Raw genomic sequence first — 13,653 nt, 5'->3', positions numbered from 1 at the left:
GAAGAGGAACTTCGAATTACACCTCAAAGAATGTGAATGGCGCTACAACAAGCCCCTGCCCCAACTCATTGCCGAACTGAACCGACTGGTATCAAAAAACAAAGACCTGATGGTCTAGAGCCTTAGGTTTTTCGTTCGTTGGCCAGGAAAACGAGCCCGCCATGAGGGAGTATACTCTTCTCGTATTCGACCGACATGGCAGGCGAAGTTTGACGCAGCCAACGGGCGAAAGGACAATTTAGAAACAGCCCCTAACCCTTGGCAGCCCCTTCGTCCACGATCCACACCAGATCCCCGTTGGCCGGCTTCACGAACTGCGCGGGCAGGGTGGGTTCGGCCAGCAGGTCCAGCGCCCGCGCCAGCACGGGGTGCTTTTCCCGGCCGGACACCAGGAGCACGCAGCAGCGGGCGTTGTTCAGCACCGGCAGGGTCAGGGTAAGCCGGTCGCTCTTGGTGGCCGGCACGTACTGGTCGATGACCAGGCGCGCGCGTTCGGCAAGGCCGGTGGAGTCGGGGAACAGCGACGCGGTGTGCCCGTCCTCGCCCATGCCCAGCAGCACCATGTCGAAGCATGGCCAGGCGCCGTCCTCCAGGTCGAAATGCTCGCGCAGCAGCGATTCGTAGGCGGCCGCGCCCTCCACCGGGTCCATCTCGCCCTTCATGCGGTAGAAGCGGGTGGCCGGGGCCAGCGACAGCAGTTCGCGCCGGGCCACGCCGTAGTTGCTCTGCGGGTGGTCCGGCTCCACGCAGCGCTCGTCCACCCAGTACACGGCGATCTTTTCCCACGGCAGGCGGTCGAGCCAGGCCGGGGTGGCCAGCAGGCGGAACAGGGGGATGGGCGTGCTGCCGCCGGACAGGGCCAGGGTGAACACGCCGCGCGCGGCCACGGCGCGCTCGCAACGATCCAGCAGCAGCCGGGCGGCCTTTTCGGCCATGGCGGCCGGATCCTTCATGACGTGCAGGGCAAGGTTGACGGAACGGTGGGGCATGGCGGCTCCGGTGGCGGCGATTCCGGTTGGCGGTTCGTGTGCGGGGGCTACCCGTGTGGCGCGGGAGTGCTCCCCCATGGTGGATATCTTGGAGATGAAGAATCTGCCACAGGACAGGCCGCGTGGGAATGGGCAAAGGGGGCGGCAATGCCGCCCGGCAACAGCAGCATACCCCATGAATGCGGCAGCGCCGTGGTCCGCCATGGCGCCACGGCGCTGCGGAGAACGGCCGGAGATGGATGACGAGGCACCAACTGTCAGAGGGGTTTTAACGCCATGAGGATTTTTGTTCTCTGCCAAGGAAGACCGGTTTTTTATGGAGGGAGCATACTTTTGTCGTATTCGACCGGAATAAAAAGCCGGTCTGACGTAGGCAGAGAGCAAAAGGACCATGGCGTTAGACGCCTACGCCAGCACCACCTCGAACGCGGGCGGCGTCATGATGTGCTTCTTCACGGTGCACAGTTCCACGGCGCGCACCAGCGCGTCGCGGTATTCGGCCGGAAAGCCCTGCGGCGGGGTGACCACGAAGGTCATGCGGGTGACCTGGAAGCCCTTGGGCGCGAACTCGCAGCCCACCCGGATGCCCAGCCCTTCCGTCGATATCTTGCGGGCCTCGCAGAAGCGCTGGGCGTACACCCCCGCGCAGGTGGCCAGCGAGGCCAGGAACAGTTCGAACGGGGTGGGGGCGGTGCCTTCGCCGCCGTCCTTCACCGGCTGGTCGGTGCGGATGACGGTGTCCGGGGGGGCCGGGGCGGCGGGCGCGTCCTGCCCGGCGGTGGCGGCGGGGTGGAGTACGGCGTCGATCTTCATGCCGCCGTTGAAGACGACGTCGATGAACTTCATGGTCATGCTGCGGCTCCTGTGGATGTTCCGTGTGGGGTGAAATGCGACAATGGCGCGACAATGGCGTGGCAAGGGCGCGTGGCGGATACGCGGGGTCGGATCGTGCCGTGCGGGTGGCGTTGCGGCGCCGCTCGGGGCGGCTCCGGTCAGCCGATGGTCTCCATGCGGGCAAAGCGCGGCTCGTGCAGCGGAATGACGATGTCCGCCGCCTCCTTCACCTTGAGCATGATGTCGTAGCCCTGCTTGGGGTTGATGCAGGTGCCGGGGGGAATGACCTCCATCTCCATGCCCCGGATGGCGGCGGGCGGGTTCATGTTCTCGTCGATGATGCAGAACCCGGTGATGGCGGCGGTGCCCTGTTCGGTGTCCACGAACACGGTCAGGCCGCCCTCGGTGTGCACCGGGGTGTGCACCACGCGGATGCCGGGCAGGATTTCGCGCTCTTCTTCCGTGATCACGCGCAACTGGCCGTTGTCCTCCACGTCGGTGATGTAGTCCTCGAGGTAGCGGAAATCCAGCGGGTGCGGATTGTGGATCGATTCCAGTTCCTTCTCGTGCACCCAGATTTCCGCGTTTTCGCACTTGTAGTCGTTTTCGCAGTGGTCGTTGTGCAGGTGGGTGTGGATGATCACGTCGATGTCCGCCGGGGTGAGCCCGAATTTCGCGAGCCCCGCCTCGAAGGTGTAGATTTTGCCGCCCAAGGCCGCCTCGCGGTCGGGCGAGACGATGGGGTTCAGTTCGCCGGTGTCCACCAGGATGCGCTTGTCGCCGCCCTCGATGTACCAGGCGTAGATGGGGATGGTGTACGGCGTGCCGTAGTCGTGCTGGTAGGTCATCATGCCCTTGTCGAAGACCTTGGAACCCATGACGATGGGGTGGATGCGGTATTTCATGCGACGCCTCGCGTGCTGACGGTTGCCGGAAGGGTGCCGGGCGCTTCCCACGGGCGCTTCCCGCGGGTGTCCGGGCCACGGGGCACAGGGTAAGCACTTCCGTCCCGGTTGTCACGATTCCCTCCCGTTCTGGTGGGAAATAGGCGCGAAACACCCCGGCATCGCGGGGATGCCGGGGCGTGCGTTGCGTTGCCGCTTCCGGTGCGAGAGGTCCGGTGCGAAGGTCCGGGCGGGATGGGGGCCGCCCCGCCTGCTACCCGTCTTCCTTCAGTCCGTGGATGACGTCCTGCAACTCCGACGACAGCCGGGCCAGTTCGCCCACCTCGCGGGTGGACTGGGCCATGGCCTCGGCCATTTCCGAGGCGATGCGGTTCACCTCGTCGGTGCCCCGGTTGATCTGCTCGGACGCGGCGGACTGCTGCTCCGACGCCGTTGCTATGGAGCGCACCTGGTCGGCCGTGGATTCCACGATGGACACGATGCGCGCCAGCGCCTCGCCCGCCCTGGAGGCCAGGTCGGTGCTGCGCTGCACCACCTCGGCCGCGCGGCCCATGCCGGTGATGTTGTCCTGCGTGCCGCGCTGGATGGCGGTGATGGCGTCGCCCACTTCCTTGGTGGCGGTCATGGTCTTTTCGGCCAGCTTGCGCACCTCGTCGGCCACCACGGCGAAGCCGCGCCCGGCGTCACCGGCGCGGGCGGCCTCGATGGCCGCGTTCAGCGCCAGCAGGTTGGTCTGGTCCGCGATGTCGGTGATCACGGTCATGATGTTGCCGATGCCCTCGGCCCGCTTGCCCAGGTCGCCAAGGCCGCCGCTCATGTCGCGGGCGAACTCGTCCACCTTGCGGATGCTGTCCACCACGTCGCGCACGATGGCCCCGCCCGCCTCGGCTTCCGCCCTGGCGTTCTCGGCGCTTTCGGCCGCGCGCGAGGCGTTGGCGGCCACCTCGAGCACCGAGGCGTTCATCTGTTCCATGGCGGTGGCGGCTTCGGCCGTGCGGGCGCGCTGCACCTCTGCGCCGGAGCGGGCTTCGTCCACCTGCCCGGCCAGTTCGTGCGAGGCGTTCCTGACGTTCTCCACGATGCCTTCAAGTCGTTCGGCGGTGTGGCGGATGCCTTCCTTGCGGGCCTGTTCGCCGCGCAGGCGGGCTTCCTCGGCCTCGCGCAGGGCGTTTTCGGCCTTGCGGGTCTGTTCTTCGGCCTCGGCGGTCTTGGCCTTGGCCGTGCCCAGCAGTTCGCCCAGGTTGCCCACCATGGCGCGCAGGCTGCCGTGCAGGTCCAGCAGTTCGCCCGAGAAGTGGCGCGCGTCGGGCAGGGCGTCGAACTCGCCCGCCGCCACGCGGCCGGATGCGGCCACCAGCATCTGCACCGGGTTGGCCACGGAACGGGCCAGCAGCCACGCCACCACCATCAGCGCCACGGCGATGCCCGCGCCCACCATGAGGATGTAGTTCACCACGCTGGCCGACTGGGCGTACACCTCGGCCTTGTCGATGACCACCGCCATCTTCCAGCCCTGGTAGCCGGTGAACACGGTAATCAGCTTGTCCGTGCCGTCCATGGGCGCCTCGAAGGTGCCGCGCTGTATCTTCATGATCTGGGCCATGGCGGGCACGCCGGTGTCCTCGGCCTTCTTGAAGCCGAACTTCTCGTGCCTGGGGTCGGACAGGATGACCGAGGTGTCCTCCACCAGCATGACGTAGCCGGTCTTGCCGATGCGCAGGTTGGAGGTGACCTTGGTCAGGGTGGAAAGGTTGATGTCCACGCCCATGACGCCCACGATCTCGCCCGAACCGGCGCGCACCTTGCTCATGACGCTGGCCACCGGATAGCCGGTGGTGGACAGGTAGGCCTTGCTGATCAGCGTGTTGCCGGAAGAGGCCATGGCCTCCTTGTACCAGGGGCGCTTGCGCGGGTCGTACCCCGCGGGTACGCCGGAGCCGTCGATGTGGCTGATAAAGCCGCCGTCCTGGTAGCCGATGAAGATTTCATCGTACCAGTTGTTGGCCTTGCCCATCAGGGTGAGCACCTTGGCCAGCGCCTGTTCCTCGGGCGTCAGCGAGGCGTGGAACAGCTTGTTGTCCTGCTTGGTGTCGGCGTACGAGGCCACCTGCCCCCTGGCCTCCACCACCCGGGGCAGCGAGGCCATGTAGACCACGTTGCGCTGGGCCGCCTCGAAGAAGGTGGTGATGAAGTCGTTCACCCGTTCCAACTGGGCGCTGGACGAATCCTCGAAATCGCGCAGCGAGGCGCGCCGGATTTCGATGGACACCACGGCGGAAACGCTGCCGATGGCGACGACGATGGACAGGAGAAAGGTGATGATCAGTTTGCTGCGGATGGTCAGAGACATGGTGCCCCCCATGGCGACTGGATGTTTACGGTAGGCCCGCCGTGAACCCTTCCGTCGCGTGGCCGGGATTGCGAGGAGTGTGCGCTCGCGTCGGCGCCCGGATGGCTCCCCAGCCGCTTCCGTGCGCCGCGCGGCCTTCATGCCCATATTCGTGAAGATTGGCAAGAGGCATGCTGTTGTGCATATTATAAATTTGCAAGCATCACTATAACGATAGGGAGTTGCGCCCGCGTGTCGAGGGGAGGCGGCCATGTGGCCGTGCCGTCGTGCGCGCATGCACGGCATGGTTGCGCGCCGCACGGCGACACTATATTGTCCGCCGCCGGAACAGCGGAACCCTGCCACGAAACTGGAGGAAAGGATGATCATCGGTACGTCGGACACGTGGATGCGGTATGATCTCGGCCCCGCGTGGCGGGCTGCCTTCGCCTTTCTGGCCAACCTCTCGCCCGATGCGGCCACCGGCCGCCATCCCGTGCCCTGCAACGATACGCCGGAGGGCAGCGTGTACGTGGAGGTGGGACGCTACGATACGAAGCCCGAGGGCAGCGGACGGCTGGAGGCCCACCGCAGGCATATTGACATCCAGTACGTTCTTTCGGGTATGGAATGGATGGACTGGACGCCGCTGGCCGGTCTGGGGGCCCTGGGGCCCTACGCCGAAGACAGGGACGTGCGGTTCTTTTCCGTGACGGAGCGCCCCTGCACCCGCGTGCTGCTGCAACCCGGCGCCTTTGCGGCGCTGTTTCCGGAGGATGCGCACATGCCGGGCATCGCCGTGCCGGGCGGCCCGGCCGCCATGGTCAAGGCGGTGGCCAAGGTGCGGGTGGACGCCCTTGCGGTGGCGGGGATACTCGCGCGGGGGCTGGACGGGTAGGAAGCGCCGGACACGTTGCGCCAGCGGGAGCAACGGCCCTGGCGGGAACGACGGGCCTGGCGGGATCAACGGACTTGGCGGAACTGGCAGGGAATTGCGGGACAATGACGGCTGATGGAGTCAGGCCGGATGCGCGCGGGCACCACCCGCGCCGAGGGGGGCGGACGTAGCGCTGACAGGGAGCGGATCGGGACAACCAGGAGGTCTCATGGACATTTTCGATCAGGCCCAGGAACTGGAGCGGCTGGAACGCGAGGCCGCCTTGTCCCGTGCGCGGAGCGCCTCCGCGCAGGGACGGGAGGGGCCCGAATGGATCGATGGCGTCGCCTGCTGCCGCGAATGCGGCGAACCCATTCCCCCCGCCCGGCTGGCCGCCGTGCCGGGGGTGGGGCTGTGCAAGACCTGCCAGGAAGAGATGGAAGCGGGCAACTAGCCCCGAACCCGGTCACCCCCGAACGGCCCGCGATCGTCATGATCGCGGGCCGTTCAGCGTTCCGTGTCCGGCAACGGCGACGGGAGGACGGCTAGTCCGCGATGCCCAGCAGTTCCATGATCAGGAAGCTGACGGAGGCCATGGTGGCGGCGGCGGGAATGGTGAGTATCCACGCCACCACCAGGTTGCCCGCGATGCCCCAGCGCACGGCGGACAGGCGCTTGGTGGCCCCCACGCCGAACACGCAGGCGGTGATGGTGTGGGTGGTGGAAATGGGCGCGCCCATCAGCGAGGCCCCGGTGATGACCACGGCGGCCGAGGTTTCGGCCGCGAAGCCGTGCACCGGCTCCAGCTTGAATATCTTGTGCCCCATGGTCTTCACGATCTTCCAGCCGCCCAGGGCGGTGCCCAGCGCCATGGCCAGCGCGCACGACAGCTTGACCCACAGCGGCACGTGGATGGTGTCGATCTGGTGGAACAGGAACAGGGCCAGGGTGATGATGCCCATGGTCTTCTGCGCGTCGTTGAGGCCGTGGCTGGTGGCCATGAAGGCGGAGGAGACGATCTGCAACTTCTCGAACGACCGCGTCACCGTGCGCCGGTTGGTGCGCCAGAACAGCAGCATCAGCAGCATCATGCACGCGTAGCTGACGGCAAAGCCCGCCAGGGGCGACAGCACCAGCGGCACCAGGATCTTCTTGACGATGGACATGCCGTTCAGGGTGGTGAACCCGGCATGGGTGATGGCCGCGCCCATCAGCCCGCCGATGAGCGCGTGCGACGACGAGGACGGCAGGCCGAAATACCAGGTGATCAGGTTCCAGGCGATGGCCCCGAGCAGCGCCGCCAGCACCAGGGTCTGGCTGCCCATGACCATGTCGGTGTTCACGATGCCCTGGCCTAGGGTGTGCGCCACCTCTTCGCCCAGCATGGCCCCGAAAAGGTTCAGCACGGCGGCCATGGCCACGGCGGTGCGCGGCGAGAGCACCTTGGTGGAGACCACGGTGGCGATGGCGTTGGCGCAGTCGTGCGCCCCGTTGGTGAAGTCGAAGATCAGCGCGACGATGACGATGACGACGAGCAGCACCGGTATCTCAAGCATTCTTCAGCACCACTTCCTCGATGGCGTCCGCAAGGTCGTCCAGGCGTTCCACGGCCAGCTCGATGCGGTCGTACACCTGGGTCCACTTCATGATGTCCACCACGGCGCGCATGTCGAGATTCTCTATGTCGTGCAGTTCGGCAAGGCCCGTGCCCAGCAGCATTTCACATTCGCCCTTGATGGCCTTCAGCTGCTTCACCTGCGCGGCCACGTCGGTCTTGTCCTTGAGGCAACAGATCATTTCGCCGGTGATGGCGGCCATCTGGCGCATGTTGCGGGCCATCTTGCGGGCCGGAAAGCGGATGTAGGTGAACCCGTACAGCCGCGCCCGGGTAGCGATGCCCTTGATGAGGTTGATGGAGTCTTCCTGGGACAGGTTCAGGCGGTAGATGTCCTCGCGGTCGATGGGGGTGATGAAGGTGAGCGAGAGCTGGCGCGAGATTTCGCGGCACAGTTCGTCGGCCTCCACCTCGATGAGGTTGACGCGCTTGCAGGCGTCGTCAACCTTCCCGAACTCCTCCAGGATGCGGGTGAGCAGATCGGCCGCTTCCACCAGCATGGCGTTCTGGCGGCCCAGCAGGTCGAAGAAGCGGACGGTCTTGGGAAACAGGTTCAAGGCCATGCGGTGGCTCCGGTGTTGTCGTTTGGCGAGTCGACCCCGCCGCCCCCTCCGGTTCGGCCGGTCCCGTGGCGGGAGCGGCCGCCACGCAAGCGGCGACGGTTACGGATGTGTTGCGGTCCCGGCGGGTGCCGGACGCGCACTGCCCGTGCGCAAAAAAGCCGGTCGGGACCGCGGGAATTCTACGCGTCCCCCAGCGTCCGGGCAACCGGCATCGTCATGAATTCGCCACGAAATAACGCGGTTTTGTTACGGAACGATGACGGAAGGGGAAACCGGAAAGAAGTCCTGCGATGGCGGTATGTTGAGTGTTTGAACAGCCCTGACCCCGACCCCGGCCTCGGCCCCAACCCCGACCCCGGCCCCGATCCCGACAAAGACGACCCCCCGGATGACGGCCGGGGCGGCCAGCGCCTGCCGGGGCCGGAGGATGCCCGCGGCGCAAGAAAAAGGGGCGGGAAGGTTCCCGCCCCGTGATGGGCGTGGCCGGGGTGATGGCCGCCGGGCCGCGGCGGTGCAGCTTAACGCTGCATGGCGCGGTATTCGTCCACGGTGACCATGTGCAGGGCCTTCACCGGGCAGGCTTCCACGCAGGCGCCCTGATCCTTGCCTTCCCTGGCGCGCCACTCGGCGCACACGTCGCAGCGCACGGCCACCTCACGGCGGGGCTGCACGGGCTGGGCGGCGTCGGCCGCGCCTTCCTCGGGCAGGCCGATGAAGGACAGTTCGATGGCGCCGTACGGGCAGGCCATGACGCACAACTGGCAGGCGGCGCAGTACTGCTGGCGCATCACCACCACGCCGTCCTCCTGGACCAGCGCGTCGGTGGGGCACACGCGGGCGCAGGGCGCGTCGGCGCACTGGCGGCACTGCACGGGCATCTTGACGCTGTCGGTCTTGATGACGTGCACGCGGGGCTGGAAGAGGTTGCGCTTCTTCACCGCCTCCTTGATGGTCATGTTGTTGTGCGAGGCGATGCAGGCAAGTTCGCACTTCTTGCAGGCCTTGCACTTGTCGGCTTCCGCGAAGACGACGTACCGCATGAGCGAATTGGTCATGGTGCTATCCTTCCATGGTTTGCGCCGTTGCCGGAAGGTCGGTGGCATCCGGGGAGGGCACTTCTATGCTTGCGATGTACAGTTCCCTGCCGCCGGTCCAGTGCACGGCGTCGTGGCCGCACGAGGGGCAGGAGAAGTTCCGCTTGCGGGTTTCCACGTCGCCGCAGGCCGGGCAGGCCCCGCGCAGGGGCAGCAGGTGCACGTCCAGCGGCGCGCCCTGGGCGGGCGTCCCTTCGGCCAGCAGTTCGAAACAGGCGGTCAGAGTGCGCGGCTCGACGCACGCCAGAAGGCCCACGGCCAGCGACACGCGGGAGACGCGCGCCGCGCCGTAGCGCGCCGCCTCGTCCGAGACGATGCGCAGGATGCCTTCGACGATGGACGATTCGTGCATGACCGCCTGCCTTCGTGGTTTCTTGCGGCTATCGTTCCGTGCACGAGATGCACGGGTCGATGGAGTTGACGATGAGCGGCACGTCCGAGACCTTGCAGTCGTGCATCATCACGCCCAGCGCGTCCCAGTTCATGTACGAGGGCACGCGCCACTTCAGGCGGTTGGGCACGTCGGTGCCGTCGGTGCGCAGGAAGTAGATCAGTTCGCCGCGCGGGGCCTCGCTGCGGGCCACGGCCTCGCCCGCCGGGATTTCCGGCAGCCGGGCCACCAGGTCGCCGCCGGGCAGGTCGCGGGCGCACTGGCGCACCAGGCTGATGGATTCCATGGCCTCGCGCAGGCGCACCAGGGCGCGCGAATGCACGTCGCACCCGGTTTCGGTGATCACGTCGAAGGCCAGGCGGGGGTAGGCGGCGTGGGGAATGTCCTTGCGGATGTCCACGGCCAGGCCGCTGCCGCGCGCCACGGGACCCACCACGGCGTATTCCGCCGCGTTCTCCGGCGACAGCACGCCCACGCCCACGGTGCGGCCGCGCACCATGGGGTCGTTGCGGTAGAGCTTGTGGATCTCTTCCACGTGCTTCTGCACCCGGTCCAGGTTGCGGGTCAGGAAGGTGAGCAGGTCGGCGTCCACGTCGTACTTCACGCCGCCGATGCAGTTGGCGGCCAGGTCCATGCGGTTGCCGTACACCGTCTCCTTGATGTCCTGCATGATCTCGCGCACTTCCATCACGTGCATGAACAGCGACTTGAAGCCGATGATGTGCGCGAGAATGGCCACGTTGAACAGGTGCGAGGCGATGCGCTTGATCTCTTCGGCCATGGAGCGCAGGTAGCGGGCCCGTTCGGGCACCACGATGCCCGCCAGGTTTTCCACCGCCATGCAGTAGGTGAAGGGGTGGCTGTTGGAACACAGCGAGCAGACCCGCTCGGTGAGCACGATGTTCTGGAACAGGCTGCGCCGCAGGGCCAGCGCCTCCATGCCCCGGTGCACGTGCCCGGCGGTGATCTCCACGTGCTTCACGGTTTCGCCTTCCACGCTCACGCGGAAGTACATGGGTTCCTCAAGGGCCACGTGCAGCGGCCCCACGGGCAGGGTGAAGCCCGCGCGCGGGTCGGTGTTCACGTGGGTGTCCGTGGGATGGGGCGCATGGGGCGCGTGGGGAGTGTGGATGGCGGTGCTCATGCCCGTGCCTCCCCGCCGGTTTCGCCGTCGGATTCCGCGACGGTGGTGACGGCGGTGGTGCCCTCGGGCAGCTTCGCCGACATGATGCGCTCCCACAGGTCCTGGGTGGAGGCCCCGTTCATCATGGTGGAAAGGGGAATCATCCGGCCCATGATGCCCGCGTCCAGCCGTTCGTCCAGGAACAGCCGCCTGGGGTTGGGATGGCCGGTGACCGCGATATCGTACATCTCCATGAATTCGCGTTCGTTCCAGTCCGCGTTGCGGAACCACGGGGTGATGGAGGGCACCTCGGGCCTGCCCGTGGCTTCGCCGTTCTCGTCAGGTTCCGGCATGACCAACGGCGCGGTGACCGTGAAGGTCAGGCCGTTCAGGTCAAAGTGGTAGGCGATGGCGCGCCGCGGGTTGGCCGGGTCGCGCTCGGGGTCGTAGGCGGTCATGGTGCACAGGCGCAGGCGGCAGCGGGCCATGGCCGGGGCCAGCCCCGCAAGGCGAGGGGCTTCTTCCAGCACCAGCCAGCCGTAGATGTTGCCGTGGGCGTCCTCGGTCCAAGATATGTCGGCGCCGGCCACGGCGGGCAGCCGTTCGTCCAGCAGGGTCTTAGCGTGCAGTTGCGCGGGGCGTGTCAGCATCGGTGCGTCCTCCATCGACAATGGCGTCATTGAGGGCAGGGGGAGTGTCAGTGGCCGGGGCGGCCGTTTCGTCATGTCCGGCGTGGGGTGCGGCCTCGTCCGCGTGGGCGGCCAGCGCGGCGGCGCGGGTGGCCGCGGCCACCTGGCGGCACTTGGGGCACATGCGCAGCAGCGCCGGGAAGTCCAGGTCGTGGGTATGGTTGGCGTACACGCGGGTGGCCAGGTCCGGCGGCAGCATGCGGATGTGCGCGTCGCAGCCGGTGCAGCGCAGGTAGGGCACGTAGTGGTGCTCCGCCCACTCGTACTTGCGCTCCTGCAGGTGCGCGTTGTGCCAGTCGTTGGTCATGGTGATGGCCCCGGTGGGGCAGTAGTGGCGGCACAGCCCGCACAGGGCGCAGGTGTTGTGCCACACCGTGAAGTCGTAGCCGCTGCGGTCCTCGTGCGGCTCGATGCGGATGGCCCCGCCCGCGCACACGTGGCGGCAGATGGCGCAGCCCACGCACTTGGCCGGGTCCATGGTCACCTTGCCGCGAAAGCGGCGGGGGGTATGCGTCTCGGCAAAGGGGAAGGGGTCGGTGGACGGCCCCTGGGCCACGTTGCACGCGAGTATCTTCAGGAATCCCAGCATGGCTTACTCCTGCAATCCGAGGCGGGCCATCCACACGTCGCGGGCCTTGACCACGCCTTCGATGATGGCCTGCGGGCGCGGCGGGCAGCCGGGCACGTTGACGTCCACGGGGATGTAGCGGTCGATGGGGCCTTCGATGGAATAGCCGTCGCGGAACACGCCGCCGCTCACCGGACAGATGCCCACGGCCACGGTGACCTTGGGTTCGGGAATCTCGTCCCACACCCGCAGCACCTTGTCCTTCACGCGGGCGGTCAGCGGCCCGGTGATGAGCACGATGTCCGCGTGGCGGGGGCTGCCGCAGTACTTGCAGCCCAGGCGTTCCACGTCGTAGCGGGGGATGCAGGCGGTGGTGGCCAGTTCCACGTCGCAGCCGTTGCACGAGCCCGCGTTGATCCGGTACAGCCACGGCGACCGCACGGAGAGCTTCTTCAGGAAGTTCATATCGTTTCCTCTCGGGGCTGTTTCTAAATGAGGATTTTCGTTCGTTGGCAAGGAAAACGAGCCTGCCATGAGGGAGTGCGGCAGCCGTTAGGCGAGCTTGCGAGCCTTACGGATGGCGACCGCAACGCATACTCTTGCCGTATTTGACCGAAATGGCAGGCGAAGTTTGACGAAGCCAACGGGCGAAAGGACATTTTAGAAACTGCCTCTGCCTACATACCCCGCCACGCCAGCACCAGGCTCGCCAGGGCCAGCACCGAGGGGTACTTGAGATAGAAGGTGAAGGCCTGGTCCACGCGGAAGCGCCCGGTGGCCGACTTGACCAGCGTCAGCGAAACGGCCATCAGCGCCGCGCACTTCAGCACGAACCACGGAATATTGGCCAGGACGCCGCCGGGAACCGTGCCCGGCAGGAACAGCGCCACGCCAAGGCCCAGCACCACCACGGTCTTCAGCGCCGAGGCGATGTGGAAGAAGGCCAGCGCCGGGCCGGAGTATTCCAGCAGGGGACCTTCGATGATCTCGGTTTCCGCCTCGGGCACGTCGAAGGGCACGGTGCCCATGGTGCCGGGCAAAAACAGCAGGTAGGCCAGCAGCGCGGGAATCATCACCGGGTCGAAGGCCAGTTGCCCGTTGGACAGTTGATAGTTCACGATGCTGGCAAGCGAGAACTCGGCCCCGCCGCCCGTGGCCATGCCCACCTTCATGGCCACGGCCAGCATCACGGCCAGCAGCGGCATTTCGTAGGCGAACATCAGGGTCATCTCGCGCGAGAAGCCCATGGCCCCGAACGGTGAACTGGAGGCGGAACCGCCGACCATCAGCGCGATGGCGGGCAGCGGCAGCAGGTAGAAGATCACCAGCAGATCGCCCATGGCGGGCAGGCCGCGGCTGACGCCCGGCACGGGCAGCAGCGCGGCGCACACCGCCATGCCGGTCAGGCCCAGCAGCGGGGCCAGCAGGAAGGCGGCCCGGTTGGCCGAGGCGGGCATGACCGTTTCCTTGGTGAACAGCTTGGCGATATCCAGCCAGGGCTGGATCAGGGGCGGACCCACGCGGCGCTGCAAGCGCGCCTCGATGCGCCGGTCAAGCCCCTTCAGGAACAGGCCCACGGTAAGGGCGAACAACCCGCCCGGAAACACCAGCAGGCCGAGCAGGCCAAGGCCGGTCTGGGTGAGCAGTTGGGTGAAGAGTTCGGTGGCGTGGGACAT

General features: G+C 66.8%; 15 protein-coding genes and 1 pseudogene. 3 read left to right on the top strand and 13 right to left on the bottom strand.

All coding sequences use genetic code 11. From position 1 onward, the window contains the following. Positions 1 to 118 (top strand): annotated as a pseudogene (locus V6B97_RS15360) (IS1595 family transposase); the annotation flags it as partial. 133 nt (positions 119 to 251) lie between these two features. Here the strand turns inward: V6B97_RS15360 and pgl are convergent. The 4 genes from pgl to V6B97_RS15340 all read right to left on the bottom strand — a co-directional run bounded on the left by pgl (position 252) and on the right by V6B97_RS15340 (position 5,078). After that, the gene (pgl, locus tag V6B97_RS15355) at positions 252 to 989 is read right to left on the bottom strand and encodes a 6-phosphogluconolactonase (protein WP_333507389.1); all 738 of its coding nucleotides are present in this window, start codon (positions 987 to 989) and stop codon (positions 252 to 254) included. Between the two features lie 405 nt (positions 990 to 1,394). Beyond that, a complete protein-coding gene (locus V6B97_RS15350; RefSeq protein WP_333507388.1) occupies positions 1,395 to 1,841 on the bottom strand; it encodes an OsmC family protein in 447 nt (148 codons plus the stop codon). Positions 1,842 to 1,981: 140 nt separating this feature from the next. Continuing rightward, complete coding sequence (locus V6B97_RS15345) at positions 1,982 to 2,728, bottom strand: N-acyl homoserine lactonase family protein (RefSeq protein ID WP_333507387.1); 747 nt, start codon at positions 2,726 to 2,728, stop codon at positions 1,982 to 1,984. Positions 2,729 to 2,981: 253 nt separating this feature from the next. Then, the gene (locus tag V6B97_RS15340) at positions 2,982 to 5,078 is read right to left on the bottom strand and encodes a methyl-accepting chemotaxis protein (RefSeq protein WP_333507386.1); all 2,097 of its coding nucleotides are present in this window, start codon (positions 5,076 to 5,078) and stop codon (positions 2,982 to 2,984) included. 361 nt (positions 5,079 to 5,439) lie between these two features. On the opposite strand from V6B97_RS15340, the gene V6B97_RS15335 reads away from it, so the two are divergent. Then, on the top strand, positions 5,440 to 5,955 hold the full coding sequence (locus V6B97_RS15335; RefSeq protein WP_333507385.1) for a YhcH/YjgK/YiaL family protein: 516 nt from the start codon (positions 5,440 to 5,442) through the stop codon (positions 5,953 to 5,955). Between the two features lie 208 nt (positions 5,956 to 6,163). Then, positions 6,164 to 6,388 (top strand): TraR/DksA family transcriptional regulator, encoded by a 225-nt coding sequence (locus tag V6B97_RS15330; RefSeq protein ID WP_333507384.1) that lies wholly within the window; start codon positions 6,164 to 6,166, stop codon positions 6,386 to 6,388. Positions 6,389 to 6,479: 91 nt separating this feature from the next. On the opposite strand, the gene V6B97_RS15325 is transcribed toward V6B97_RS15330, so the two are convergent. The 9 genes from V6B97_RS15325 to V6B97_RS15285 all read right to left on the bottom strand — a co-directional run bounded on the left by V6B97_RS15325 (position 6,480) and on the right by V6B97_RS15285 (position 13,653). Further along, a complete protein-coding gene (locus tag V6B97_RS15325) occupies positions 6,480 to 7,490 on the bottom strand; it encodes an inorganic phosphate transporter (protein WP_333507383.1) in 1,011 nt (336 codons plus the stop codon). Continuing rightward, on the bottom strand, positions 7,483 to 8,112 hold the full coding sequence (locus V6B97_RS15320) for a DUF47 domain-containing protein (RefSeq protein WP_333507382.1): 630 nt from the start codon (positions 8,110 to 8,112) through the stop codon (positions 7,483 to 7,485). Before V6B97_RS15320 ends, V6B97_RS15325 begins: the two co-directional genes overlap by 8 nt. Before the next feature lie 518 nt (positions 8,113 to 8,630). After that, a complete protein-coding gene (locus V6B97_RS15315) occupies positions 8,631 to 9,167 on the bottom strand; it encodes a 4Fe-4S dicluster domain-containing protein (protein WP_333507380.1) in 537 nt (178 codons plus the stop codon). 4 nt (positions 9,168 to 9,171) lie between these two features. Continuing rightward, positions 9,172 to 9,558, bottom strand: a complete 387-nt coding sequence (locus tag V6B97_RS15310; protein ID WP_333507379.1) for a hydrogenase maturation nickel metallochaperone HypA — start codon at positions 9,556 to 9,558, stop codon at positions 9,172 to 9,174. A 28-nt stretch (positions 9,559 to 9,586) separates the two neighbouring features. Further along, positions 9,587 to 10,741 (bottom strand): hydrogenase large subunit, encoded by a 1,155-nt coding sequence (locus tag V6B97_RS15305; RefSeq protein ID WP_333507378.1) that lies wholly within the window; start codon positions 10,739 to 10,741, stop codon positions 9,587 to 9,589. Then, entirely contained in the window at positions 10,738 to 11,370 is a 633-nt protein-coding gene (locus V6B97_RS15300; RefSeq protein ID WP_333507377.1) for an NADH-quinone oxidoreductase subunit C, read from the bottom strand. Before V6B97_RS15300 ends, V6B97_RS15305 begins: the two co-directional genes overlap by 4 nt. Beyond that, a complete protein-coding gene (locus V6B97_RS15295) occupies positions 11,339 to 11,998 on the bottom strand; it encodes a 4Fe-4S dicluster domain-containing protein (RefSeq protein ID WP_333507376.1) in 660 nt (219 codons plus the stop codon). Before V6B97_RS15295 ends, V6B97_RS15300 begins: the two co-directional genes overlap by 32 nt. A 3-nt stretch (positions 11,999 to 12,001) precedes the next feature. Then, a complete protein-coding gene (locus tag V6B97_RS15290; protein WP_333507374.1) occupies positions 12,002 to 12,442 on the bottom strand; it encodes an NADH-quinone oxidoreductase subunit B family protein in 441 nt (146 codons plus the stop codon). 212 nt (positions 12,443 to 12,654) lie between these two features. After that, positions 12,655 to 13,653, bottom strand: coding sequence for a respiratory chain complex I subunit 1 family protein (locus V6B97_RS15285; protein WP_333507373.1), 999 nt, complete (start codon positions 13,651 to 13,653; stop codon positions 12,655 to 12,657).

The sequence above is a fragment of the Nitratidesulfovibrio sp. 1201_IL3209 genome (assembly GCF_036763125.1).
Lineage (GTDB): Bacteria > Desulfobacterota > Desulfovibrionia > Desulfovibrionales > Desulfovibrionaceae > Cupidesulfovibrio.
The sequence above is the reverse complement of the archived record's forward strand: the minus strand, read 5'-3'. Positions and strand labels throughout refer to the sequence as shown.